The organism is Thiomonas sp. X19, assembly GCF_900089495.1.
Taxonomy (GTDB): domain Bacteria; phylum Pseudomonadota; class Gammaproteobacteria; order Burkholderiales; family Burkholderiaceae_C; genus Thiomonas_A.
Window position 1 is genome coordinate 1,642,124 of sequence record NZ_LT605203.1, and the last position, 25,990, is coordinate 1,668,113.

Here is a 25,990-nt window from a genome sequence, read left to right on the forward strand (position 1 = left end):
CCTCATGAAAACTGAGCTACTGGATGAGAGTGTTCACTCACAATTTCAGCTTTTCGGCATTTGTCAAGCGCGGCTGCGAGCCCCCGCCTTCCTACAATGAATGCAGCCATGTCCTACGTCCACCTGCGCACCCATACCGAGTTCTCCATCGTCGACGGCAGTTTGCGGGTCGATGCGGCCGTTGCCGCGGCCCGTGCTGACGGCCAGGGGGCGCTGGCCATCACCGATCTGAACAACCTGTTCGCGGCCGTGCGCTTTTATTCCGAGGCCCGCAGCGCAGGCGTCAAGCCGATCATCGGTTGCGATGTTCGCGTGGCTCCGAGCGAGCCAGCGCCCCAGGCGCCCAACACCGGTTTGCTGCTCCTGGCCACGAATCGGCAGGGCTATCTCAACCTTTGCACCCTGCTCAGCCGCGCCTGGCTCGAGGGCCACCGCAACGGCCAGGCGGAGGTTCAGTGGGCGTGGCTGGAGCACGAGGGTTTGAGCGCCGGGCTCATCGCCTTGTGCGGCGCACGCCAGGGCGCCATCGGCCAGGCGCTGCTGGCGGGCGACGGGGCGCGTGCGCGCTTACTCGCCCAGCGCCATGCCAGCGTCTTTCCCGGCCGTTTCTATCTGGAGCTGCAACGCAGCGGCCATGCGGAGTGCGCGCGCCATGTGGCTGCCGCGGTGCGGCTTGCCGCCGACCTCGGCCTGCCGGTGGTGGCGACGCATCCGGTGCAATTTCTGCAGGCCACCGACTTCGAGGCGCATGAAGCGCGGGTGTGCATCGCCGAGGGCGAAACCCTGGGCAATCCGCGGCGGCAGCGGCATTTCACCGCCGACCAATATTTCAAGACCCAGGCCGAGATGCAGGCGCTGTTCGCCGACATCCCATCGTCGCTGGCGAACGCGGTGGAAATTGCCAAGCGCTGCAACCTCACCCTCACGCTGGGCAAGCCGCAACTGCCCGATTTCCCCACGCCGGACGGCATGCCCATGGCGGCCTATTTCCGGACGCAGTCCTTCGAGGGGATGGAGCGGCGCCTGCAGCAGCTCTACCCCGATGCCGCCAAGCGCGAGGCGCAGCGAGCGCGTTACGTGGAGCGGCTGGAGTTCGAGCTCGGCACCATCGCCAAGATGGGCTTCGAGGGCTATTTCCTCATCGTGGCCGACTTCATCAACTGGGCCAAGGACAACGGCTGTCCGGTGGGGCCGGGGCGGGGTTCCGGGGCGGGCTCGCTGGTGGCCTACAGCCTGCGCATCACCGACCTCGACCCGCTCGCCTACAACCTTCTCTTCGAGCGTTTCCTCAACCCGGAGCGGGTGTCGATGCCCGACTTCGACATCGACTTCTGCCAGGAAAACCGCGACCGCGTGATCGACTACGTGAAGCACAAATTCGGCGCAGGTGCGGTGTCGCAAATCGCCACCTTCGGCACCCTGGCGGCGCGCGCCGCGCTGCGCGACGTGGGCCGGGTGCAGGAGCTGGGCTACAACTTCTGCGACGCGCTGGCCAAACTCATTCCCAACAAGCCGGGGCAGCACATCACCATCGCCCAGGCCATCGAGGTCGAGCCGCAGCTCAAGGAGCGCATGGAACAGGAGGACGAAGTGCGCCACCTGCTGACCCTGGCGCAGCAGCTCGAAGGCCTGCCGCGCAACGTGGGCATGCACGCCGGCGGCGTGCTCATCGCCCCCGGCAAGCTCACCGACTTCTGCCCGCTCTACGCCCAGCCCGGCAGCACCGATGCGGTGTCGCAGTTCGACAAGGACGATGTCGAGGCCATCGGCCTGGTGAAGTTCGACTTCCTCGGCCTGGCCACGCTCACCATCCTGGAGCTTGCCGCCCAGCACATTCGCCGCGACCACCCGGAGCGCGCCGACTTCAAGCTGGAGGACATTCCGCTGGACGACCCCGCCAGCTACAGGCTGATGGCGCGCGGCGACACCGTGGCGGTGTTCCAGCTGGAATCGCGCGGCATGCAGGGCATGTTGCGCGAGGCCAAACCCGACCGCTTCGAGGACATCATCGCCCTGGTTGCGCTGTACCGCCCGGGGCCGATGGACCTGATCCCCAGCTTCTGCCGCCGCAAGGACGGGAGCGAGCCCATCGTCTACCCCGACCCGCGCATGGCCTCGGTGCTGCAGGAGACCTACGGCATCATGGTCTACCAGGAGCAGGTGATGCAGGTGGCGCAGGTCATCGGCGGCTACTCGCTCGGCGGCGCCGACCTGCTGCGCCGTGCCATGGGTAAAAAGAAGCCCGAGGAGATGGCCAAGCACCGCGGCATCTTCGCCGATGGCGCGGCGAAGAACGGCATCGCCGCGGACAAGGCCAACGAAATCTTCGACTTGATGGAGAAGTTCGCCGGCTACGGTTTCAACAAGTCGCACGCCGCCGCTTACGCCTTGCTCGCGGTACAGACGGCGTGGCTGAAGGCGCATTACCCGGCCGAATTCATGGCCGCCAACATGAGCATCGCGCTGGACGACACCGACAAACTCAAGGTGCTGGTGGACGACGCCCGCAATCTGGGCCTCAAGCTCCTGCCGCCCGACATCAATCTCGGCGGCTGGCGCTTCGACCCGGTGGACGCGCACACCATTCGCTACGCGCTCGGCGCCATCAAGGGCACCGGGCGTGCGGCCATCGAAGGCATCGTCGAGGCGCGTGGCGACAAACCCTTCACGTCGCTGATGGATTTCGCCGCGCGCGTGGACCGCACCCGCATCAACCGCCGCGTGCTCGAAGCCCTGATCCGTGCTGGCGCCTTCGACGCCATCGACCCCAATCGCGCCACCCTCATGGCGGCGGTGGGCATGGCGCTGGAGCATGCCGCCCAATGTGCCGAGCATGCGGCCCAAGGCGGACTGTTCGACAGCCTGTTCGACGACGCCAGCGCCCCCGCGCCCGAGCCGCAGCCGCCATGGGATTTGCGCAAACGCCTGTCCGAGGAAAAACTCGCCATCGGCTTCGTGCTCAGCGGCCATCTGTTCGACGCTCATGCCGACGAGGTGCGCCGCTTCGCCCCGCGCCCGCTGGCGGAGCTGGCCGATGCGCGCGAGCCGCAAATCGTCGCCGGCATCGTCGCCGCCGTGCGCGTGGTGCAAGGCCAGCGCGGGCGGGTGGCCATCGTCACTCTGGAAGACCGCTCCGGCATGCTCGAAACCGTGGTCAACGAGCGCCTGCTCGACACCGTGCGCGCTCTGCTGCGCGACGACGAACTGCTGGTGCTGCAAGGCCGCGCCCAGACCGACCGCTTCAGCGGCGGCCTGCGCTTCAACGTCGACGCCGTGTGGACCCTGGAGCAGACCCGCGCGCGCCTGGGCCGGCGCATTCGCCTGCGCGTCAACGGCTTGGCCGACGCCGCCCCGCTCATCGCGCTGGCCCGCACCCGGGCTGCCGCCAAGGAAGACGGCCTGCCGCTGGACATCGAAGTCGAACGCAGCGGCGCCGCCGCCCTGCTGCGCCTCGACCGCGTGCGCCTGCGCCCCGGCGACGACGTGCTCGCGGAACTGGCCACACTGGCGCTGGATGGACGGGTGCAGGTGGTGTACGACGGCAGCGACTCAGCCACGGCCCAGCGCATGCAGCATTGAGGTGCCTGCGGCACAGGCTGCGTGAATCGCTGTCGCTTCCGGGCCGAGACGAGTCCAACCCAGCCGGGCCTGATCTTTTGCCGTTCTCGCCTTGCCCGGCAGCAAGTCGGTAAGACGAGATGGGATGGCGTTCAACCCGCGTCGCGCGGCCCGGCCTTGATTTCCATCGGCGTGTACCACCGGCCACCGCCGTCCGCCGGGAAGCGGCCGACGCGCTGGACGGCGCGCAGCACGGCCTGATCCCAGCTCGGCACGCCGCTGGAGCGTTCGATTTTCGTGCCCAGGACTTCGCCCGAGTTCGGGTCGAGCGTGACGGTGATGATCACTTTCGGGTCGCCCTGAATCTGGTCGATCTGCGGATAGATCACGTTCTGCCGCACCAGTGTGGCCAGACGCGCCGCGTAGGCGCCAGACGGGCCCGAGCTCGCGGCGGCCGTAGCCGTGCTGGTCGCAGGGCCGGTGCCGGCCTGGGACATGAGGTTTTTCATGTAGTCCGAGCGCGCCTGTTGCTGCAGTTTGGCGAGGTGTTGTTCGCGTTGTTGCTCGGCCTTGCGCAGTTGCTCCGCCTTTTTCTCGGCCTGTTGTTGCGCCAATTGCTGCGCCTTGAGTTCCTGCTGTTTCTTCTGCTCGGCGAGTTTGCGTTGCTCAGCGGCTTTTTCCTGTGCCAGACGCTGCTGTTGCAGCGCCAGTTTTTCCGCCGCCAGCTTGTCCGCCAGGCGTTGCTGGGCCTGTTGCTGGGCGAGCAGGGCGGCTTGGCGCTTCTCTTCTTCCTGCTTGCGCTTGCGGGCTTTTTCCAGCGCGATCTCGGCGTTGTCAGGCGTGGGTTGCACCTTGGCCAGCGGTGGTGGGGCTGGCTGCTGCTGCGGCTGAGGCTGTGGTTTGGGTGCGGGCCGCACCGCTTGGGGCTCGACCTTGGGTGGCCGTGGCGCGGCCAGATGCGCCGTGGGCGCCCACAGCTCGGCCTCGATGGCTTCAGGGGTGTGGCTTTTCCAGTGCACGCCCAGCGCGATGACGATGATGAGCAGCAGGTGGATCAGGGCGGCGAACAGCAACGCGCGGCCAATGCCCTTTTCGGGCGGTGGGCGCAGCTTGTCGGCCGGGGGGTTGTAGGTGTTCATGTCAGAAGGCGCCAAGGCCTGTTCAGGCCCATGCGCCGGCGCAGAAGCGTGGAGATTGCAGCATGCAGGACAAACGGCGCGTTGGGCTTCACGGTTGACGTGCGGCTTGCCCAGTCGCCTGCACCGCCAGGCCGACGCGCTGCACGCCGCCTTCCTTCAGGCGGTTGAGCACCTTGATGACGTCGTCGTATTTCACGTCCTTGTCGGCGGCGATCAGCACCGGCATTGCGGCCAGGGTGGAGCCGCTTTGCTGGGCGAGTTGCGCCACCGCCTTTTGCAAATCGGCCATGCTCGTGGGTTGCGGATTCAGGCCCGTGGTTCCGGGTTTGGCCTTGGGGTCGCGCAGGCGCACGCTCAGAATCTTGTCGGCCTTGATGTCCACTTCCACCACGGTGTCGGGCGCGCGCGTGGCCTGGCCCACGCTGGGCAGCTTCACGGCGCTTGGGGTGATGAGGGGGGCGGTGACCATGAAAATGATGAGCAGCACCAGCATCACGTCGATATACGGCACGACGTTGATTTCGGCCAGCGCGCGTCGCCGGTGCCCGCTGCCGCGCTGTATCGAGGCCATTCAGCGCGCTCCCGTTGCAGCCGACATGGGCCGGGTCATGGGCCCGGCGTCCTGCGCCGGCGCGCTTTGCGGGTGCGGTGCCACCTGGCGCTGCAGGATGTTGGAGAACTCTTCGGTGAAGGACTCGAAGCGAATGGCCAGGCGATCGATGTCGCGGGCGAAAAAGTTGTAGGCGATGACGGCCGGAATGGCGGCGAACAGGCCTATGGCCGTGGCCACCAGCGCCTCGGCGATGCCGGGGGCGACCGTGGCCAGCGTCACCTGCTGCAGGTTGGACAGGCCGACGAAGGCGTGCATGATGCCCCAGACCGTGCCGAACAGGCCCACGTAGGGCGACACCGACGCCACCGAAGCGAGGAAGGACAGGTTGGACTCGATCACGTCCATCTCGCGCTGAAAGGCGGCGCGCATGGCGCGGCGCGAGCCGTCCACCAGGGTGGTGGAGTCGAGCCGGCGCTCGCGCAGCTTGAGGAATTCGCGCATGCCGGAGGCGAAGATGCGCTGCAGCGGGCTGCCCTGGCGCGCGCTGTTGATGGCCGCCTGGTACAGGTCGTTCAAGCTGGTGCCGGACCAGAACTCCTGCTCGAAATCGTCGGTCTTCAGGCGGGCGCTTTTGATGGCGAAGTATTTGCGGAAGATGACGGTCCAACTCGCGAGCGACACCGCCATGAGCAGCGCCAGGACGAACTGGACGACGGCGCTGGCACCCAGTACGAGTGAGATGATGGAAAAGTTTTGGTCCATGCAAAGTCCAGGCTGGAAGTGGCGGGAAGAGCGGCGCTATGGATGCAGAGCCCGCAGACGGCGCCGGGTTCCCCGGGGAGTGCGGGCAGACTCCTGAAGCCCGCTATTTTGCACCGCTGCAAGCCGTGCCCGCGTGACGTTTTGTGTAGCGCCCGCGCTGGCGGTGCCCTGGGGACTATCCCATGATGGCTTGCAGCACCGCGGCCGGCAGGCGCCTTGGCTTGAAGCTGCCGGCTTGCACGCAGGCCACGCGCACTTGCACGCTGGCCAGCAGGGTGGCGGCCGCGGCGTCCGACGCGCCGGACGCGGGCGCGCAGCGGCGCACCTCCTGCAACAACTCCAGACTGGCGCCGCCCACCTCGACCACGGTCACGCTGACGGTGAGTTGATCGTCCAGCCGCGCCGGCGCGAGGTAGCGCACCTGCGCACTGCTGACGACGAACAGCAGCGCGTCGCGTTCGGCCAGGCGTTGCTGATCCAGGCCCAGGGAGCGCAGCCATTCGGTGCGCGCGCGCTCGCAGAACTTGAGGTAGTTGGCGTAATACACCACGCCGCCGGCGTCGGTGTCTTCCCAATAGGTCCGCACCGGCCAGATGAAGGCGGGCGCGGTGGCAGGGGCGGTGAATGGGGTTGCGCTCATGCGGGGAGTCTATTGATTTTCTGGCGCACCGAGGGCCTGTTCACGCTATTGCTGCGCCCGCGTCGATCTGACCAGCGCTGAACGTGGGCGGCTTTGCACCAGCGCGGCCGATGCCGGCTATGCTCGGCGGGGCCGCAGGCCAGCCTTGCCGGCAGCGCCAAAACCACATCTCCGATCCTTTCAACCCTTTCATTGCGTTCATTCCACCATGTTCACAGGTCTCGTCACGGCTCTTGGCCGTATTTCCGAAGTGGTGCCGCTGCAAGCCGGCGAGGGCAGCGGTTTGCGCGTCACGGTGCGGGCGCCGGCAGCGTGGCTGCAGGGCGTGGGCCTGGGCGACAGCATCTGCGTGAGCGGCGCCTGCATGACCGCCGTGGAGCTGGGCGCAGTGCACTTTGCCTTCGACATCTCGGCCGAGAGCCTGGCGCGGACCACCGGGCTCGACGCGGCGGGGACCGAGGTGAACCTGGAGCAGTCGCTGACCCTGGCCACCAAGCTCGGCGGGCACCTGGTCACCGGCCATGTGGACGGCATCGGTCAGGTGGAGCGCTTCGAGCCGGTGGGCGAATCCTGGCATCTGGCGCTGCGCGTGCCCAGTGAGCTTGCGCGTTTTTTTGCCGACAAGGGCTCGATCACCGTGAACGGCGTGAGCCTGACGGTGAACCGCGTGACCGACGCCAACGACGCCTCGTCCAGCGTGCACATCAACCTCATCCCCCACACCCTGCGGCACACCAATCTGCACAGCCTCAAGCCTGGCAGCGCGGTGAACCTGGAGGTGGATCTGATCGCGCGCTATGTGGAACGCATGCTGCCGGGCTTGCGGGCGGATTTGGCAGCTAGGACCTGAAGCGGTTCTGGGGCTTTCGGCCCCCCGAGATCCGGGCTGCGGTGCCATCATCGTCCATACTTGGATCTTGCCGCGTCGCAGCAGCCATGGAGCATGGCGCCTTGGGCGCGAATCCATGCAGCCGCGATAGACGGCGGGCGACGGGTTTTCCCGATTGACCGACTGCGCCCAGCCGAATTGGCGGCGCAGCCATAATCAACCCTTTTCCAACGCTGCCCAGACGCTGCGCCCGTGCGCGGCGCAAGACTCACTGCATGCCCCGTCAGTACGCCGCCGTCCCGTCCATCCGCCGCCTTTGGGCTGCTGCGCGGCGGCGCCTGTGGGCCGGACTGCTGTTTGGCGCCTTCTGGGCGCTGGCGGCGCCCGCGCCGGGCGCATGGGCATCGGCGGCGCCGGGGGTCCTTGCCGCATCCGCGCCCCAGGCTGCGGCATCGGGCGCAGAGGGTGCATCGGCAGGGCCGTCCGCCGCTGCGGCATCGCAGCCCGGCATGCAGGCCAGTTATGACGTCCGCATCGACGCGCCCGAGGCCTTGCGCGGCATGTTGGCGCAATACCTGGAGATCGAGCGCTGGCGCTTTTTCCCCGGCATCACGCCCACCCAGTTGCGCGGTCTGGTCGACAAAATTCCGCAGCAGGCCGATGCCTTGCTTGCTGCCGAGGGTTATTTCGCGCCACAGGTCAAGGCCGCATTGAACGCGGCAGCGCGGCCGCCGCTGGTGGAGGTGCAGGTCCAAGCCGGCGAGCCGACACGCGTGAGCAGCCTGGATTTGCAGGTGAACGGCCCCGACGGCCAGCCCGATGCGCCGCTGGCAGCCAAACTGCGCCACGACTGGTCGCTGGCCGACGGTCAGGTGTTTCGCAGCGCCGCCTGGGAAACCGCCAAGAGCAATGCCCTGCTGACCCTGCTGACGCAGCGCTACCCGGCGGCGCGCATCGCGCAAAGCCAGGCGCGGGTGGACCCGAGGCGGCACGGCGCGGCGCTCAGTCTGGTGCTCGACACCGGGCCGGGCTACAGCTTCGGCCCGGTGCAGGTTGAAGGCCTGAAGCGCTACCCCGAGACCATCGTGCAGCGCCTGGCGCCCTTCCAGCCCGGCCAGCCTTATGCGCAGGCCAAGCTGCTGGAATACCAGCAGCTGCTGCAGGGCAGCGGCTATTTCCGCACGGCCACGGTGGCCGCGCCGCTGGCCGAGGCGCAGGGCACCACGCTGCCGGTGCAGGTGCAGGTGGTGGAATACAGGCCGCAAAAACTGGGGCTGGGCGTGGGTTACAGCAGCAACACCGGGGCGCGTACCCAGGTGGATTACGAGAACCTCAACATCCTCGGTCGCGCCTGGCGTTTCACCAGTGCACTGAAGCTGGAAACCCTGCTGCAGTCCTTGAGCGCGGGCCTGGCTTTCCCGCAGGTGGCAAACGGCTCGCGCTACAGCCTGAGCGCCGATGTGCAGCACGCCAACATCCAGGGCCTGACCACGCGCAGCCTGATTCTCGGCGGCCAGCGCCAGCGCCTGGACGGGCCGATCGACACCGTGCTGTCGCTGCAGTACATCACCGAGCGGCAGGACGTGGCCGGCTACGGCAGCACCACCGCCCAGGCGCTCATGCCCAACTATTCCTGGACGCGGCGGCGCCTGGACAACCCGATCGACCCCAGCAGCGGCAGCCTGGTCAACGCCCAGATCGGCGCTGGCAGCAAAGCTGTCCTGTCGGACCAGAACTTCATTCGCCTGGTGCTGCGCGGGGTGCAGTACATCCCGCTGGGCACGCGCAACCAGCTCATCCTGCGCGGCGAGGTGGGCAGCGTGCTCAGCCCTTCGGCCAACGGCATTCCACAGCAGGAGCTGTTTCGCGCCGGCGGCATCGGCTCGGTGCGCGGCTACGCCTACCAGAGCCTGGGCGTGACCGAGGGCGATGCCATCGTCGGCGGCCGCGCCCTGCTCACCGCCAGCGCCGAGGCGGTGCATTGGCTCACGCCGCAATGGGGCGCCTCGGTGTTCTACGACCGGGGCGACGCTGCCAACAGCTTCGGCGCCTTGAAGACCGTGGCCGGTTACGGCATCGGCGCACGCTGGCGCAGCCCGGCCGGCATCATCAGCGTCGACCTGGCCTATGGCCAGGCCACCCAGTCCTACCGCCTGCAGTTCAACGCCGGGGTGAATTTCTGAGATGGCCCTGACGCCGGATCCAAGCCCTTCCGCTGCGCCCGAGGCACCCGCGCCACGTCGGCGCAGCGCCTGGCGCCGGCCATGGTCTTGGGCCTGGCGCGGCCTTGCGGCTTTGCTGCTGCTCATCGCGCTGCCGCTGGCGGCGCTCGCCTGGCTGGGCAGCGGTCCGGGCCTGCGCTGGCTCAGCAGCCAACCCTTGCAGTTCGGCGCCGTCCACCTGGAACTGCAGGGTGTGCGGGGCGATGTCTGGGGCGATTTGCGCATCGACCGGCTGCAACTGCAAAGCCCCAAGGTGGATGTGGATGCGCGCGATCTGCGCCTGCGCTGGAACCCGCGCGCCCTGTTGCACCAGCCCGGGCTGGTGGACGTGCGGCTCTTGTCGGTCAGCGCGCTCGACTTGACCCTGCCGCCCAGCCCGAGCAGCGGGCCGCCCACGCTGCCGCAAAGCCTGGCGCTGCCACTGGACCTGCGCGTGGCGCGGCTGCACATCGGCACCCTGCGCCTGGGCCCGTCCGGCGCACGCAAAACCCTGGGCGGACTCGACGCCAGCCTGCAGACCGGGGCAGGGCAGGTGCGGCTTCATGCCGAAGCCACCACGCCCTGGGGCCAGGGCCGGACGCAGTTGACGCTGGGCGCGGCGCGGCCGTTCGCCGTGCAGGGCGCCCTGCAGGCGACGCTGCGCCTGCAGGGCGCAAGGGTCCCAGCGCAGATGCAGCTCGACGTGCAATCCACCGGCAGCCTGCAGGCCTTGCGCCTGCGGGGCACAGCCAGCGCCTTGCAAACCCGCGCCAGTTTCAACGCCGAGCTGGCGCCGTTTGCCGCGCTGCCGCTGCGCAGCGCGACGATCGACGCCAAACATGTGGACCCGGCGCGCATCGACCCCAAGCTGCCCACGGCCCTGCTCGACCTGCAGCTCGACCTGCAGCCTTCCAGCGCGCAGCGCGTGCGTGGCAGCTTGAAGCTGAGCAACGCCCGCCCCGGCGCGATCAACACCAAGCGTCTGCCACTGCTCGGCCTGCAAGCGGTGCTGGACTTGCAGCCGGGGCGGGTGCGGGTCCAGCAGCTTTTGGCCCGCCTGTCCGGTGGCGGCACCCTGGCCGGCAGCGCCAGCTACGACATGGCAACGCCGGCGCCTGGCGTGGCTGCAGCGCCTGTCGTCCAGCCCGCAAGCCGGCCAGGCACGCAGCCCACGGCCGGCACCGCCGTCGCTCGGGCTGATGGCCACGCTGCCGATGCTGCGGCCCCGGGCCACTTCCGCCTCGACCTGCAGGCCAGCCAGCTCGACTTGCGCGCCCTCGACTCCTCCTTGCTGGCCACGCGCCTGAGCGGCCCGCTGCAACTGCGCGGCAGCCTGCAGCAGCAGGATTTGCAGGCGCGGCTGGCGCAGCCCGGCTGGCTGGCCGAGCTGCGCGCCAGCCGGCGTGGCGAGCGCATCGACATCGCCCGCGCCCATCTGCAGGCCCAGGGCGGGCAGCTGGACGCCAGCGGCTCGCTGGACTTGCGCGCGCCGCAACGCTTCGCCGCGCATGCCGTGCTCGACCACTTCGATCCCAGCCGCTTTGGTGCCACACCCGGCGCCTACCCCGCAGCCGACCTCAACCTCAAGCTGCAAGCCCGGGGCGACGCCGCCGCACGCAGCGCGCAGGTGGATTTGCAGGTGCAGCCCAGCCGCTGGCGCGGCCATGTGTTCTCCGGATCGGCGCGCGGCCAGGTGTCGCCGGCGGGGGTGCGCGGCCTCGAGGCCGACCTCAAGCTCGGCAGCAACACGCTCAAGGCGCGGGGCGATTTCGGCCGCGCCGGCGACCTGCTGCACTGGACCCTGGCCGCGCCCGCGCTGGCCGAGATCGACCCCGCTTTCGCCGGCCGGGCGCAGGGCAGCGGCACCCTGGCCGGCACGCCCGCGGCGCCGTCGGGCCAGTTCACCTTGCGCGCCAGCCAACTGGCCGCCCCCGGCAAGGTGCGGGTGCAGGCGCTGGACGCCAGCGGCCAATTGCAAGCCGGAGCGCAGGGCCTGCTCAAGCTGCACCTCAAGGGCAGCGGCATCACCGCCGGCACGTTCACGCTGCAGCAGGCCGAGGTGGATGCGACGGGCCGGCTGGACGCGCAGCGCATCGCGCTGCGCCTGCGCAATGCCGACCTCGACTTGAGCGCCGCGCTGGCCGGCGGCTACACCGCCGCGCAGGGTTGGAAGGGGAGCATCGAGCAGTTCAGCAACCGCGGGCGCTACGCCGTGGACTTGCTGGCCCCGGCGCAATTGCTGCTGGCGAAAGACCATGTGGAGCTGCAGCACGCCAGGTTGCGCAGCGCCGGCGGCTCGCTCGACCTCGCCAGCGCGGCGTGGAACGCCGGGCAACTCGACACCACGGGCAGCGCGCAGGGCCTGGACCCGGCCTACTGGCTGACCTTGTTCGGCGTCCATCAGCGCGGCGTGCAGTCCACCCTGCGGTTCGACGCCGACTGGTCGCTGCATGCCGCCAACACCCTGTCGGGCCATGTCGTCGTTGCGCGCAGCGCGGGCGATGTGAACCTGCCCACCGACCCGCGCTTGAGCCTGGGCTTGTCGCAACTGCGGCTGCAACTGCAAGCGAAGGACGATGCCGTGTCCGCCCGGTTCGACGCCGCCGGCAGCCTGCTCGGCAGCCTGCACGCCGAGGTGCAAACCGAGGTGAGCAAACACGGCCAGGCCTGGGGCGTGGCCGGGGAAGCGCCGCTGGCCGGCAGCCTGCATGCCGACTTGCCGAGCATCGCCTGGGCCGCGCCATTGCTCGGCCCCACCGCCAAGCTGGGCGGCACGCTGCTGCTGGACATGAAAGCCGCCGGCAGCGTGGCCAAGCCCGAACTGCGTGGCGCGTTCACCGGCCGCGCCCTGGCCGTGGCCCTGCCCGACGAAGGCCTCAACTTGCAAGGCGGTGTGCTCGACGCCAGCTTCAGCGGCGACACCCTGCAGCTCACCAGCTTCAGCGTGCAGGGCGGGCAGGGCAAGCTCACGGCCAGCGGCAGCGCCAGCTTCGCCAACGCCAAGCCGCAGGCCAGCCTGCAGTTCAGCGCGCAGCAGTTGCGGGTGCTCAACCGCCCCGACCGCCAGGCGGTGGTCAGCGGCGGCGGCACGCTCACGCTGCAAGGCCATAGCGTGCAGCTGAACAGCAAACTGAGCGTGGACAGCGCCGACTTCGAGCTGCCGCGCGGCAGTGCGCCCAAGCTGGCGAGCGACGTGGTCGTCGTGGGCCGGCCGGCGCTTGCGCCCACGTCGTCGCCCACGGCCGGCTACGACATCGCGGCCGTGGTCGAGGTTGATCTGGGGCGCGAAGTGCATGTCACCGGCTACGGCCTGAACGCCAAGCTCGGCGGCCAGCTCACCCTGCGCGCCGCGCCCGGCCGGCCGCTGGCCGCGTTCGGCAGCATTGAAGTGCGCGAAGGCACTTACAGCGCCTACGGCCAGACTCTCGCCCTGGTGAGAGGCGGGGCGGTGAATTTCTCCGGCCCGATCGACAGCCCCGGGCTGAACTTCAGCGCCCAGCGCGACGGCCTGCCGGTGCAGGTGGGGGTGCAAGTGACAGGCACCCTGCGCGCGCCCATCGTCACGCTCACCTCCACGCCAGTCATGCCCGACAGCGAAATCCTGTCCTGGCTGGTGCTCGGGCAAGACCTCGCCAGCGCCAGCCCCAACAATCTGGCGCTGCTGCAAACCGCTGCCGGAGCGCTGCTGGCCTCCGGGCAGGGCGCGCCCGTCACCAGCCGCATCGCCAGTGCGCTGGGGCTGGACCAGCTCTCGCTCAGCGGTCAGGGCGGGTTGCAAAACAGCATCGTCACCCTGGGCAAACGCATCACCTCCAAGCTCTCGGTCAGTGTGGAGCGCGGCCTGGGCGCCACCGGCAGCCTGTTCAACATCCGCTACGACTTCACCCACCGCTTCTACCTGCGCCTGCAGTCCGGCGCCGACAGCGCGGTCGACTTGTTCTACACCTTCCGTTTCGATTGAGTCGGTTTGCCGCCGTCGGCAGCATGCGGTCGGGGGAGAACCATCGCCCTCGCGGCGGCACCGCTGTTTTCTCGTGTGTTCCGTGGCTACATCGCTGTAGCCGGCCTCCTACAATGCCGTTTTGAGTCCAGCGCGCCTCCCGGGCGCAGCCTTCGCATGCCTTTATCCCCCATCCCCGAAATCGTCGCCGAGATGCAGGCTGGCCGCATGGTCATCCTCGTCGACGAGGAAGACCGCGAGAACGAGGGCGATCTGGTGCTCGCCGCCCAGCATGTCTCGCCCGAGGCCATCAATTTCATGGCGATGCACGCCCGCGGGCTCATCTGCCTCACCCTCACGCGCGCGCGCTGCGAGCAGATCGGCCTCAAGCCCATGGTGCAGCGCAACGGCTCCTCCCACGGCACCGCGTTCACCGTGTCGATCGAAGCGGCGGAGGGCGTGAGCACCGGTATTTCCGCTGCCGATCGCGCGCTCACCACGCGCGTGGCCGTGGCGCCGCATGCCAAGCCCGCCGACATCGTGCAGCCCGGCCATGTGTTTCCGCTGATGGCGCGGGACGGTGGCGTGTTGATGCGCGCCGGCCATACCGAGGCCGGCTGCGACCTCGCCGCCCTCGCTGGCTTGGAGCCAGCCGCCGTGATCTGCGAGATCATGAACGACGACGGCACCATGGCCCGCCTGCCCGACCTGGAACGCTTCGCCGCGCATCACGGCCTGAAGATTGGCGCGATTGCCGACCTGATCGAATACCGCAGCCGCACCGAGAGCCTGATCGAGCGCGTGGATGCGCGCCCGATGCAGACCGCGTTCGGCACGTTTCAAGTCCTGCTTTACCGCGACCGCACCGGCAGCGGCGTGCACCTCGCGCTGGTGCATGGCGAGCCCGCCCAGGCGCGCGAGCCGGTGCTGGTGCGGGTGCACGAGCCGCTGTCGGCGCTCGACCTGCTCGACGCCCAGGCCACCACCCATTCGTGGAATTTGCCGCAGGCGCTGGCGCGCATCACCCAGGCCGAGGCCGGGGTGGCCGTGCTGCTCAACGCCGGCGAAAGCGCTTCCGGGCTGCTGCAGCATTTCGCCGCCTTGCACCAGCCGGTGCCGCCACGCGGCGCGGCCGCCGCCTTGCGCACCTATGGCATTGGCGCGCAAATCCTGCGCGACCTCGGCGTGCGCCGCATGCGCCTGCTGGCCGCGCCGCGCAAGATGCCGAGCATGACCGGCTACGGCCTGGAGGTGGAAGGCTTCGAACCCCCGCCCGCCACGCCAGGCGCCACGGCCATCTCTGTCGTGCAGCCGCAAGCTCCCGCACGCCGATCCGATCCTTAACCTCAGCCCTTTCATGCGACACGCCCAACATCGCGACAACCCCGCCCTGCTCGATGGCACCGATCTGCGCATCGGCATCGTCCAGGCGCGCTTCAACGTGCAGCTCACCGACCGCATGGCCGAGGCCTGTCTGGCTGAATTGCACGGGCTCGGCGTCGAGCCGGATGCCGTTCGCCACATCACCGTTCCCGGCGCGCTGGAAGTGCCGCAGGCGCTGGCCGCCATGGCCGCGGGCGGCAGTTTCGATGCGCTCATCGCCCTGGGTTGCGTCATTCGCGGCGACACCTACCACTTCGAGCTGGTGTGCAACACCAGCGCCGTGGGCGTGCAGCAGGTGGCGCTGGACTTCGGCCTGCCGGTGGCCAACGGCATCATCACGGTCGACACCGAAGCGCAGGCCATCGTGCGCATCGACAAGGGCGGCGAATGCGCTCGCGTGGCGGTGGAAATGGCCAATCTGCTGGTGCAGGTCGGCGCCTGAGGCCCAGCCACACCATGAATTCAGCCAATCCCAAGAGTGCGCGGCGCAAGTCGCGCGAACTGGCCCTGCAGGGCGTGTTCGAGTGGCTGGTGTCGGGCAGCGAGGCTGGCGCCATCGAGGCTTTTCTGCGCGAGCGCTACCCCACCATCAAGCTTGACACCGAGCATTTCCAGGCCGTGCTGCATGGCTGCATGCGCGAGGCCGGCAGCCTCGACGCCGTCATCCAGCCCTATCTGGACCGCCCCACGCGCGAGCTGTCGCCGGTGGAGCATGCGCTGCTGCTGCTGGGCACGTACGAACTCCGCTTCATGCTGGAGGTGCCGTACAAGGTCATCATCAACGAGGCGGTGGATCTGGCCAAGGTCTATGGCGGCACCGACGGCTTCAAGTACGTCAACGGCGTGCTCGACCGTCTGGCCATCATCCTGCGCCCGGATGAAACCGGCGACCGGCTGACGCCGCAGCCCTACCAGGAGCACGAGGGCGGCATGCCGGCCAACCCTGCGGCCAAGGTGCCGGTGAGCTTCAAGCCCAGAGAGTCCGCTCGCCGCGAGCCGGAGCGTGCACCGCGTCGTCCTGCGGCATCGCGCAGCGCTGTCGCCGGGCAGGACGCCGCAGCCGCAACCCGGCCCGCTTCCAAACCCGACGACGTCTGGGCCCAGCGCAAACCGGCCGCGAGGCGCAAACCCGAGGAGTCCTGAAGCCATGCAACTCGCCAGCCGCCTTCAACAGGTCGAGCCGTTTTATGTGATGGATGTGGTGCGCGCCGCCTGGGAGCAGCAGGCGCAATGGAGGCACCAGGGCCGCAGCATGATTCACCTCAGCGTCGGCGAACCCGACTTCACCGCGCCGCAACCGGTGGTGGACGCCGGCATCGTCGCGTTGCGCGAGGGCCGCAGCGGCTACACCCTGGCCCCGGGCCTGCCGGCGCTGCGCGAAGCCATCGCCCAGCATTACGCCGGCAAGCATGGCGTGGCGGTGTCGCCCGAGCGCATCTTCATCACCGCTGGCGCCTCCGGCGCGCTCACCCTGGCCTGCCTGCTGCTGGTCGAGCCGGGCAGCGAAGTGCTGATGCCCGACCCCACCTACCCGTGCAACAAGAACTTCGTGGCGGCGGCCGGCGGCAGCGCACGCCTGCTGCCCACCACGGCGGCCACGCGCTTCCAGCCCACCGCCGCGCAGATCGACGCCGCCTGGGGCCCGGCGACGCGCGGCGTGCTGCTGGCCTCGCCGTCCAACCCCACCGGCACGTCGATTGCACCGGATGAGTTGGCGCGCATCGCCGCCGTGGTGCGCAAGCATGGCGGCTTTTTGCTGGTGGACGAGATCTATCTCGAACTCGGTTTCGACCCCGCCTACGGCCGCACCGCGCTGGCGCTGGATGCATCGATCATCAGCATCAACAGCTTCTCGAAGTATTTCCAGATGACCGGCTGGCGCCTCGGCTGGATGGTGGTGCCGCAGGAACTCGTGGAACCGCTGACCCGCCTGGCCGGCAACCTCTACATCTGCCCCAGCACCCCGGCACAACATGCCGCGCTGGCCTGCTTCGCGCCAGCCACCCTGGCCGAGGCCGAGCGCCGCCGCGCCGAATTCCAGCGCCGGCGCGACGTCATCGTCCCTGCGCTGCAAGCCATCGGCCTGGACGTGCCGGTGCTGCCCGACGGCGCCTTCTATGTCTGGGCCGATTGCTCGCGCCACGCTGCCGACAGCTGGGACTTCTGCTTCGACGTGATGCGCGAGACCGGCGTGGTGCTGGTGCCGGGCAAGGACTTCGCCACCGTGCAGCCCGAACGCTGGTTCCGCCTGAGCTACGCCAACAGCGTGGAGAACTTGCGCGAAGCAGCCGGTCGGCTGGGCGCTTACCTGGCCCGTGGCAACAGGCGCAGCGCCACAGGCTGAGCCGGTTCTCGTTCACCCCAAGCGCGCACGCACCCGCCAGTCCTCGCCAACCGGCTCGATCTGCAGGCGCTGCAGCTTGATGCCATCGGCCACCGCCTGCAGCGGCCCGAAGGGCGCGATGCCCGCGCCCTGGCCCAGCAGCCTGGGTGCGAGGTAGAGCAGCAACTCGTCCACCAGCCCGGCGTTCAGCAGCGAGGCGTTGAGCCGCGCGCCGGCTTCCACATGCAGTTCGCCAATTTCGCGCACCGCCAGTTCGCGCAGCAGTGCGTCCAGGTCGGTCTTGCCCGGTTTGGCGGCGTCCACCGGCAGGGCGATGAGTTGCACGCCCAGCTCGCGCAGCACGCGTGCACGCGGCTCGGCCTGCTCCGGCGGCAGCGCGTGCGCCACCCAAACCTTGTGCGGCTCGGTCCGCAGCAGGCGGGCCGTGGGTGGCAACTCCAGGCGGCTGTCCACCACCACGCGCACCGGCTGGCGCTGTGTGGCCACATGGCGCACCGTGAGTTGCGGGTCGTCGTCGCGCACGGTGCCCATGCCGGTGAGCACGGCGCAGGCGCGTGCGCGCCAGTGGTGGCCGTCGGCACGCGCCGCGGGCCCGGTGATCCACTGGCTTTGGCCGTTGGGCAGGGCGGTGATGCCATCCAGCGAGGCCGCCGCTTTCAGCCGCACCCAGGGCCGGCCGCGCTCGAAGCGCGAGAAAAAACCGAGGTTGAGTTCACGCGCCGCGTTTTCCAGCAGGCCACACTCGGTGCGGATGCCGGCGGCCGCCAGGCGCGCCAGGCCGCCGCCGTCCACCCGCGGGTTGGGGTCGCGCGCGGCGGCCACCACCCGGGCCACGCCGGCCGCCACCAGCGCGTTGGCGCAGGGCGGGGTGCGGCCGAAGTGGGCGCAGGGCTCAAGCGTGACGTAGACGCTGGCGCCGCGCACGTCCACGCCCTGCGCCCTTGCGGCGTCGAGCGCGACGATTTCCGCATGCCGCTGCCCGGCCGGCTCGGTGGCGCCTTCGGCCACGACGCGCCCTCCCTGCACGATGACGCAGCCCACGCGCGGATTGGGGCTGGTGCGGTAGAGCGCGCCTTCGGCCAGCTCCAGCGCGCGGCGCATGAAGGCTGCATCGGCGGAGTCCGCATGGGTGGGGGTGGAGGGGATCGTCATGCGCGGTGCTTGGTCGATCAGGCAGCGCCTGACAGGTTGGGGAGGGTCAGGTTTTCCTGGCGCGGGGTGCGCGGATCGGCTTGCCGCTGCGCGCCATTTCTTCCAGGATCTGCACGAACTGCGCCGGATCCTTGAAGCTGCGGTAGACCGAGGCGAAGCGCACATACGCCACGTCGTCCAGGCGCTTGAGCTCGTCCATCACCCACTCGCCGATCTGGGCCGAATCCAGCTCGCGAGCGCCGGTCTGCAGCAGGCTTTCCTCGATGCGGCCGATGGCGGCGTCCACCGCGTCCGCCCCCACCGGGCGCTTGCGCAGCGCCAGGGTCAGCGAGGCGAGGAGCTTGTCGCGCGAATAGTCCACCCGCCGGCCGTCTTTTTTCACCACCGCGGGAAAACTCACCTCGGCGCGCTCATAGGTGGTGAAGCGCTTGTCGCAACCCGCGCAGCGCCGCCGGCGCCGCAGCGCCGTGCCGTCTTCCACCTCACGGGTCTCCACCACCTGGGTGTCGGGATGCTGGCAGAAAGGACATTTCATGGCGGGTTCGCAAAGAGGCGCAACCGGCATTATTCCCCGCCGCCGGGTCAAGCGCCAAACGCCAGGCAGGCACCGGCGCAGCCACGCACCCAGTGTCGCAAACCCTCGCCGCAACTGACCGTTCATCGGCCAATTGATACCGTTCGTCCCGAAAAGTTACTGAAGGAAACGAAGACTGGCTAGGCTTGCCCCCATGAAAACTGCATCCGGCATGACCCTGGTCGAGCTTCTGGTGACGGTGACCCTGGTGGCCATCCTGCTGATCGTGGGCCTGCCGTCCTACCAGGGCATCACCACCACCAACCGCATGGCGTCGGAAATGAACGCCTTGATCGGCGACCTGCAATACGCCCGCGGCGAGGCGGTGAAACAGGGGCAGCCGGTCACGGTTTGCGCTTCGATCAATGGCACGGCATGCAGCAACTCCACGAACTGGGCGAATGGGTGGCTGATTTTTTCGGATGCCAACGGCAATAGGACAGTCGATACGGGAGAGCCGATTTTGCGGGTTCAGCCCGCTCTCGGCTCCGCCGACACCCTGGCATCGTCAAGTCTTCTGGCCGTGACCTTCAATCGCAACGGTTTCAGCAGCAATGCCGGCAGCATCAAGCTTGACGACGCGGCAGGGTCTGCCGATCGCCTCCAGTGCGTCAGGATTTCGACGGTTGGCTATGTGCAATTACTTTCAGGATCGGGCTGCCCATGAAGCCACGCAAGAAAACGCAGGGCCACCCCTGGAGCACTCACAAGTTCCAGTCGGGGTTCAGCTTGATCGAGGTTCTGATCGCGCTGCTCGTGATCGCCATCGGGCTGCTCGGCATCGCCGGCATGCAGGCTCTTGCCCTCAGCAACACCAGCACGGCGCGCCAGCGCAGTCTTGCCGCCATCCAGGCCGCCAGCATGGGTTCGATGATGCGCGCCAACCGGGGCTATTGGGAGTCGGCGTCTTCGGTGGACGTCACGGTCACGGGCTCGCTGTCCGGAACCTCGTGGTCGTCAACCACATTGAGCGGTTCCGTGAGCAGCCAGGGGACGGACTGCGAAACGAGCGTGTGCTCGGCACCGCTGCAAATGGCCGCCTACGACTTGCAGAGCTGGGGCCTGTCCATCGCGCAGCAATTGCCCAACGGCACCGGGCGGGTGCAATGCGCAGCCGGCAATCCGGTGAGCTGCCAGGTGAGCGTGTCCTGGTCCGAAAAGACGGTGGCGCTGAATGGGGCGCCGAGTTCCTCGGCCACACAAACCTACACCCTGCTGGTGCAGCCATGACAACACGCCGTTGCATTCCTCAGCGCACGCTGAAGCCGGCGGGGCATTTCAGGCAGCGCGGCTTGGGGCTGGTCGAGGTCCTCGTCGCCATGGCGATTGCCCTGTTTCTGCTCGGCGGTTTGTTCACCATTTTCTACACCACCCGCCAGACCTTCAGCGCGCAGCAGGGCATTGCCGGTTTGCAGGACAACGAGCGTCTGGCCATGACCCTGATGAGCGAGGTCATCCATGGCGCGGGCTATTACCCGACCCCCCAGCCGCCAACGCCGATCCCCAACACGGGGACGGCGCTGCCGGTGCAGAACGCGGCTTCCGCCCCCTTGCCGGCAATTTTTGCGGCTGGCCAGTCGGTTTTCGGCGGCACCCTCAATGGCCAGGACGCCATCGTCGTGCGTATGGTGGCAGCCCCTGGCGACGGCACCATGAGCTGTCTGGGCGACACGAATCCGTCCACGGCCACGGCCAACGTCACCTACCTGAACACGTACTCCTTCAGCGGGGGCACGTTGCGTTGCACCGTCAGCACCGCAACCAGCGGGACTGGCGGCCAGACCCAGGCTCTCGTCGGCAGCAATCTGGCCGGCACGCTGCACTCGGACGGCGTGACCGCCATGACCTTGCAGTACGGGGTGGACACCAATGGCGGCGGTTCGGTCAATCAATACCTCTCGGCGGCCAGCGTGAGCAACTGGTCGAGCGTCAAGAGCGTCAAGGTCGCCTTGACCTTCAGCAACCCGCTCGCCGGACAGCCGGGGCAGCCGGCAACCGTGAACTTCACGCGGGTCATCGACATCCTGGGGCAACTATGACAAGGCCGTCGCCAATCGCCATGCAGGCACTGGCCTGCAAGTCCCATCGTCCACGGCATTCGGGCTTCGTGCTCATCGCCAGTCTGCTCATTCTGGTGGTGCTCACCGTGATTGCGGTGGCCATGTTTCGCAGCTTCGGCATGCAAGAGCGCATGGCCGGCAACTTGCGCGAAAAAACACGTGCCCTCGAAGCCGCCAACAGTGCCTTGAGCTATGCCGAGTGGTGGCTGAACCAGAACAACGCCGGCACCGGGGCCGCATGCTCCGGCGCGCCTTCGCCCGTCGATACGGCGCGCGTGTGCACCAACCAGCTCAGCAGCCCAGCAGTCTTATCCAACTGGACGAAGGCCACCACCTACGCCTTGCCATCAGCCACGGTGTCCACCTCGGGAGGCGCTGGCACCTACTACGCCAGCCCCAAGTTCCACATCCAGTACCTCGGGCCCGACGCCACCAAGAACGCCACCGTCTATCTCATCACGGCGCTGGGGTATGGCGGCAACGCCAATGCCGTTGCCGTGGTGCAGAGCACGTACGCCTTCACGTCGATCAAAGACCTCACCGGACCTTGAGGCGGACAACGCATCGACCCGGCACATCAAACACCATTCCCAGGGGCAAGCACCATGGCTCGATTCAATCCAATTCGTTACCGCAGCACTGTGTACCGGGTGCTGTTTGCGGCGAGCTCGGTCTTGTTCGCCTGCGCCTCGCAAGCTGACGAAGAAAAGCCCGCCACATCGGCCAGTTTCCAGCCGGTTTCGCAATGCTTTCGCGATGCCGGCGCCAGCGGCTGGACCTACGCCAGCGCTGCAAGCCCTGGGGTGGCCTATACCGGGAAGAACTCCTCGCTGACGGCGGCAACGGGCGTCGACGCGGCAGGCCAGGGTTGGCTGCGGCTGACCGACAATACGAACAACCAGAAGGGTTCGGCCTATTACAACCTGCCCATCAACGTCAGCAGTCTGGGCATTCAGGTGGAGTTCACCTACACCGCTTGGGGCGGTACCGGCGCCGACGGCATCAGCATGTATTTGTTCGATGGCGCGACCACGAAATTCGTGCAGGGCGACTTCGGCGGTGCGCTCGGCTATTGCGCCGGCTATGGCAATACTCCGGGAGGCCTGAGCAACGCCGTGATCGGCGTCGGCATCGACGACTATGGCAATTTCGAGAATGGCTACGACCGTTGCCAGAATGGCGGTGAGCCTCAGGGCCACAGCTCAGGTTATTACACTGCGCTGGGGATCCGCGGTCCGGGCAATGGCAGCAATGGCTACAAATGGTTGGCCGACGTCAACCAGAAAAACGTGCCGGCCTCGGTCGGGCCTTTTTCGACGTTCTACACACCGTCCACCAGCGTGCGGCCGACCGATGCGCTGTTCTACCGTCGCGTCCGGCTGAATATTTCTCCGACGGATCCGGCGAATCCGCAAAACGGCTACACCGTCACGCTGTATTGGGCGACCACACCGAATGGCGCCTTCACACAGATGATGCGTGCGCCCTATCCAGCAGGCAATACGCCCCCCGCCGCCGGTAACAAGGCGCCGGACTTCACGATTCCATCGAACTGGACCCCATTGCCGCCAACCGTGAAGTTCGGCTTTGCCGGCTCCACCGGCGGGGCGACCAATTACCACGAAGTCCGAGATGTGTATTTCACCGAGGGCCTGCCGGATTTGAGCGTGACCCAGTCCGGCCCCAGCACGGTCGCCGCAGGCAGCACGGTCACCTATGTCGTCACCGCCGCGAACATCGGCTCCACCCCGGCCAACAACGCCACCCTCACGAACGTCCTCCCCAGCGCCCTGGCCAACGTGACCTGGTCTTGCACGGCGAGCGCGGGCTCCAGTTGCCCGGCAGCGGCAAGCGCGGGCACGATCGCCGGCAGCAGCTTCAGTGTCAGCGGCATCAAGCTCGCCCTCGTGGGCAATGCCACCTTCACCATTCAGGGGCAGGTTCCGGCGGGCACCACCGGTGCGCTCAGCAACGTGGCCACGATCAGCACGACGGAGTTCACCGATGCCTATCCGAGTAACGACAGCACGAGCCTGGCGTCAACCATCAACACGAATCCGGCCACGGCCAGTCTGAACCTGGCCCAGGTTCCGCAGACCCTCAACTCCATTGGGGTGAACGCGGTCAAGGGAGCGGTGGTTCAAGCCTCCACCCAGATCTACCTCGGCCAGTACCACCCGGCGAACTGGTGGGGGCAGTTGTTCGCCTACCCGCTTGGGGCCGATGTCAATGGCAAGCTCGCCGCCGGCTCGACACCGAACTGGGACGCAGCTTGTGAGCTGACCGGGTTCCCCTGCCTGTCGCCCCCAACTCCTGCCGCGGCCTATCTTTCGTCAGGGGCGCAAAGCGCAACCAGCCGCGCGATGTTGACCTGGAACGGCAGCCAAGGCGTTGCCTTCGCCTACGGCAGCTTGAACAGTGCGCAGCAGGCGGCCCTGAACCATGATCCGGTGCTGAGCGGAACGTCACTCACTGGTTCCGACGTGGTGAATTTTCTGCGTGGCGACCGCAGCAAGGAGCAAAGCAAGGGCGGCCCATTTCGCACCCGCACCAGCGTGCTCGGCGACATCGTCGGCTCCAGCCCGGTTTGGGTCGGGCCGCCGAACTTGAGCTACCCGACATCCTGGGGAGACGCGCTGTACACGAGCCTGGCACCGGCCGAAAACGCAGCAAGCAATAGCTACGGCAGCTTTGTGTCGAATAACAAGACCCGGCAGCACGTCGTCTACGTTGGCAGCAACGATGGCTTCGTCCATGGTTTCGCCGCAGGCAAGTACACCTCGACGGGAACGTTCAGCACCACGACGAATAACGGCAAGGAGTTGATCGCCTATATGCCGAGCACCGTGCTCAGCCAGATTGCGACCAACCCCTCAGGCACGCCGATCAACCGCAACTTCAACTTCACCGCCCCGGGTTACACGCATCGCTATTTCGTCGATGCCACGCCGGGCACGGGCGATCTTTATTACAACGGGGCCTGGCATACCTGGCTGGTGGGGGGGCTGGGCGGCGGCGGACAGGGCGTGTATGCCCTCGACATCACGAATCCAGCCAACTTCAGCCAGAGCAATGCGTCGACCCTGGTGGTGAAGGAGCTCAACCTGAGCAACCTCACCTGCGCCAACAATGCCAACTGCAAGAACGACCTGGGCTACAGCTATGGCACGCCCATCGTCCGCCGCATGCACAACGGCGACTGGGCGGTGATTTTCGGCAACGGCTACAACAGCAGCACGGGAACCGCAGCCATTTTCATCGCCACAGTGAAGAACGGCGCCTCGGGCACCAACCCGAACGGCCAGACAGGGGCCATTTACGAACTGGATACGGGCGCGGGCCCCAGTTCGGACCCGACCGGCCAGCATCGTGCCAACGGCATCAACTACGTCACCTCGGCCGATCTGGACGGCGACCACGTCGTCGACTACTTGTACGCCGGCGACCTGTTCGGCAACCTCTGGCGATTCGACGTGAGCAGCTGCAATCCCCCGGGCGTGACCACCACCGGCTGCACGGCCTCGGGCGGATGGGCAGTCTCGAAGTTTGGCGGCACGTCGGCGAAAGCGCTGTTTTCCGCCAAGAACGCGACGTCCACGGCCCAGCCCATCACCACGCAAGTGCAAGTGCTCTCGGTGCCTTCGCGCGTGGGGCAGCCGCGCATCGAAGTGATGTTCGGCACGGGCAAGAATATCGAAACCGCCGACCAGTTGCCGAACAACTCGCCCACGGGCGTGCAGAGCATCTACGGCGTCTGGGACTGGGATATGAATGGTTGGAATGCGCAGTCCCAGGCGCAGTACACATCCTTGAGCGGCACCCAAAGCATTGCCCGCAGCGTGATGCAGCAACAAGCGGTGCAAGGCGCTTATGACACCAGCGGCCAGGCGTTTGCCGGCACGGGAACGGGCTACCGGACCCTCACCACCAACACCGTGTGCTGGAAGAATTCGTCATCCTGCCCCAACAACAACAACCAGTTGGGCTTCTATCTCGACTTGCCCAGTTCCGGCGAAAGCATCATCTACAACCCGACGCTGGCCTTTGGCACCTTTATCGTCAACAGCACCATTCCCTCGCCCAATTCGCAAGGCCTGAGCTGCTACGCGCCAGCGCCGCCAGGGGGCTGGACCATGGCGATCAACCCGCTCAATGGGGGCGCCTTGCCCAACTCCTTCTTCGCCGACAGCATTGGAAATTTCGTCACCATCGGCGGTCAGATCGTCAGTGGCATGTACCTGAACGCAGTGGGCTCCCCGAGTCTCGTCACCGATCAAGGCAAGCCTTACATGATCAACCAGGACAACAGTGGCAATCCCAATGTGCAGCAGGTCAATCCGGCGCCCAACGGCACTGGCCAGCGCCTGACCTGGACTGAACTGCGCTGAGCCGGAGGCATGATGAACAGCGGTCAAACCCTGCGGGGATTCACCCTCATCGAACTCATGATCGTGGTGGTGGTGATCGCCATCCTGAGCGCCATTGCGCTGCCGGCCTACCAGGACTCGGTGCGCAAGTCGCGCCGCACCGCGGCCAAGACGGCGGTGCTGGACCTGGCCAGCCGCGAAGAAAGGTTCTACACCACCAACAACGCCTACTCGGCCACGGCCGCGGACCTGGGCTACAGCGCGCTGCCGGCCGCCGTGCCCGACGCCGCGACCAACGACTTCCAACTCAGCGTCACGGTGGATAACACCACCAGCCCGCCGTCGTTCACGGCGACGGCCACGGCGCAAGGCGACCAGCAGAACGACGGTTGCGGCAATTTTTCGGTCAACGCGCTGGGCGTGAAAACGGTGAGTGGTGCCCTGCCCGTCAGCACTTGTTGGTGAGCAAGCCGGTGCAGCCGCTTTGC

General features: G+C 67.6%; 19 protein-coding genes and 1 pseudogene. 14 read left to right on the forward strand and 6 right to left on the reverse strand.

Annotated features, from left to right (window positions below):
• Positions 1 to 108 precede the first annotated feature (108 nt).
• Positions 109 to 3,579, forward strand: coding sequence for a DNA polymerase III subunit alpha (dnaE, locus tag THIX_RS07690; RefSeq protein WP_112488246.1), 3,471 nt, complete (start codon positions 109 to 111; stop codon positions 3,577 to 3,579).
• A gap of 131 nt (positions 3,580 to 3,710) precedes the next feature.
• Here the strand turns inward: dnaE and tolA are convergent, their stop codons facing one another.
• The 4 genes from tolA to ybgC all read right to left on the reverse strand — a co-directional run bounded on the left by tolA (position 3,711) and on the right by ybgC (position 6,652).
• Positions 3,711 to 4,697, reverse strand: a complete 987-nt coding sequence (tolA, locus tag THIX_RS07695) for a cell envelope integrity protein TolA (RefSeq protein WP_112485761.1) — start codon at positions 4,695 to 4,697, stop codon at positions 3,711 to 3,713.
• 88 nt (positions 4,698 to 4,785) lie between these two features.
• Entirely contained in the window at positions 4,786 to 5,268 is a 483-nt protein-coding gene (locus tag THIX_RS07700) for an ExbD/TolR family protein (RefSeq protein ID WP_112485762.1), read from the reverse strand.
• Positions 5,269 to 6,012, reverse strand: a complete 744-nt coding sequence (gene tolQ / locus THIX_RS07705; protein WP_112485763.1) for a protein TolQ — start codon at positions 6,010 to 6,012, stop codon at positions 5,269 to 5,271.
• A gap of 175 nt (positions 6,013 to 6,187) precedes the next feature.
• Positions 6,188 to 6,652, reverse strand: a complete 465-nt coding sequence (ybgC, locus tag THIX_RS07710) for a tol-pal system-associated acyl-CoA thioesterase (RefSeq protein ID WP_112485764.1) — start codon at positions 6,650 to 6,652, stop codon at positions 6,188 to 6,190.
• A gap of 208 nt (positions 6,653 to 6,860) precedes the next feature.
• Between ybgC and THIX_RS07715 the strand changes: the two genes are divergently transcribed.
• From THIX_RS07715 to THIX_RS07745, 7 genes and pseudogenes are all read left to right on the forward strand, one after another.
• Positions 6,861 to 7,502 (forward strand): riboflavin synthase, encoded by a 642-nt coding sequence (locus THIX_RS07715; protein WP_112485765.1) that lies wholly within the window; start codon positions 6,861 to 6,863, stop codon positions 7,500 to 7,502.
• Positions 7,503 to 7,756: 254 nt separating this feature from the next.
• Complete coding sequence (locus THIX_RS07720) at positions 7,757 to 9,664, forward strand: autotransporter assembly complex family protein (protein WP_112485766.1); 1,908 nt, start codon at positions 7,757 to 7,759, stop codon at positions 9,662 to 9,664.
• A gap of 1 nt (position 9,665) precedes the next feature.
• Positions 9,666 to 13,643 carry a translocation/assembly module TamB domain-containing protein gene (locus tag THIX_RS07725; RefSeq protein WP_112485767.1) on the forward strand — a complete coding sequence of 1,326 codons (3,978 nt, stop codon included), beginning with the start codon at positions 9,666 to 9,668 and terminating at the stop codon, positions 13,641 to 13,643.
• Positions 13,644 to 13,799: 156 nt separating this feature from the next.
• Complete coding sequence (gene ribBA / locus THIX_RS07730) at positions 13,800 to 14,966, forward strand: bifunctional 3,4-dihydroxy-2-butanone-4-phosphate synthase/GTP cyclohydrolase II (protein WP_112485768.1); 1,167 nt, start codon at positions 13,800 to 13,802, stop codon at positions 14,964 to 14,966.
• Positions 14,967 to 14,979: 13 nt separating this feature from the next.
• Positions 14,980 to 15,447 (forward strand): 6,7-dimethyl-8-ribityllumazine synthase, encoded by a 468-nt coding sequence (gene ribH / locus THIX_RS07735; protein ID WP_112485769.1) that lies wholly within the window; start codon positions 14,980 to 14,982, stop codon positions 15,445 to 15,447.
• Positions 15,393 to 15,899: pseudogene (nusB, locus tag THIX_RS24795) on the forward strand (transcription antitermination factor NusB); the annotation flags it as partial. The gene ribH and the pseudogene nusB, both read left to right, overlap by 55 nt.
• A 253-nt stretch (positions 15,900 to 16,152) precedes the next feature.
• Positions 16,153 to 17,349, forward strand: a complete 1,197-nt coding sequence (locus THIX_RS07745; protein ID WP_112485771.1) for a pyridoxal phosphate-dependent aminotransferase — start codon at positions 16,153 to 16,155, stop codon at positions 17,347 to 17,349.
• Positions 17,350 to 17,361: 12 nt separating this feature from the next.
• Here the strand turns inward: THIX_RS07745 and ribD are convergent, their stop codons facing one another.
• Together ribD and nrdR are read right to left on the reverse strand one after the other, a co-directional pair.
• On the reverse strand, positions 17,362 to 18,501 hold the full coding sequence (gene ribD, locus THIX_RS07750) for a bifunctional diaminohydroxyphosphoribosylaminopyrimidine deaminase/5-amino-6-(5-phosphoribosylamino)uracil reductase RibD (protein WP_233224450.1): 1,140 nt from the start codon (positions 18,499 to 18,501) through the stop codon (positions 17,362 to 17,364).
• Positions 18,502 to 18,547: 46 nt separating this feature from the next.
• Positions 18,548 to 19,036 (reverse strand): transcriptional regulator NrdR, encoded by a 489-nt coding sequence (gene nrdR, locus THIX_RS07755; RefSeq protein WP_112485772.1) that lies wholly within the window; start codon positions 19,034 to 19,036, stop codon positions 18,548 to 18,550.
• A gap of 193 nt (positions 19,037 to 19,229) precedes the next feature.
• Between nrdR and THIX_RS07760 the strand changes: the two genes are divergently transcribed.
• Genes THIX_RS07760 through THIX_RS07785 form a run of 6 tightly spaced genes read left to right on the forward strand, consistent with a single transcriptional unit; the run spans position 19,230 to position 25,967 of the window.
• On the forward strand, positions 19,230 to 19,742 hold the full coding sequence (locus THIX_RS07760) for a GspH/FimT family pseudopilin (protein ID WP_112488248.1): 513 nt from the start codon (positions 19,230 to 19,232) through the stop codon (positions 19,740 to 19,742).
• Positions 19,739 to 20,305, forward strand: coding sequence for a type IV pilus modification protein PilV (pilV, locus tag THIX_RS07765; RefSeq protein ID WP_112485773.1), 567 nt, complete (start codon positions 19,739 to 19,741; stop codon positions 20,303 to 20,305). Before THIX_RS07760 ends, pilV begins: the two co-directional genes overlap by 4 nt.
• Positions 20,302 to 21,114, forward strand: a complete 813-nt coding sequence (locus THIX_RS07770) for a PilW family protein (RefSeq protein WP_158540826.1) — start codon at positions 20,302 to 20,304, stop codon at positions 21,112 to 21,114. Before pilV ends, THIX_RS07770 begins: the two co-directional genes overlap by 4 nt.
• Positions 21,115 to 21,134: 20 nt before the next feature.
• Positions 21,135 to 21,686 carry a PilX N-terminal domain-containing pilus assembly protein gene (locus THIX_RS07775; RefSeq protein WP_158540827.1) on the forward strand — a complete coding sequence of 184 codons (552 nt, stop codon included), beginning with the start codon at positions 21,135 to 21,137 and terminating at the stop codon, positions 21,684 to 21,686.
• A gap of 54 nt (positions 21,687 to 21,740) precedes the next feature.
• Entirely contained in the window at positions 21,741 to 25,523 is a 3,783-nt protein-coding gene (locus THIX_RS07780; protein WP_112485776.1) for a PilC/PilY family type IV pilus protein, read from the forward strand.
• Between the two features lie 12 nt (positions 25,524 to 25,535).
• A complete protein-coding gene (locus tag THIX_RS07785; protein WP_199195250.1) occupies positions 25,536 to 25,967 on the forward strand; it encodes a type IV pilin protein in 432 nt (143 codons plus the stop codon).
• The last annotated feature ends 23 nt before the right edge of the window (positions 25,968 to 25,990 follow it).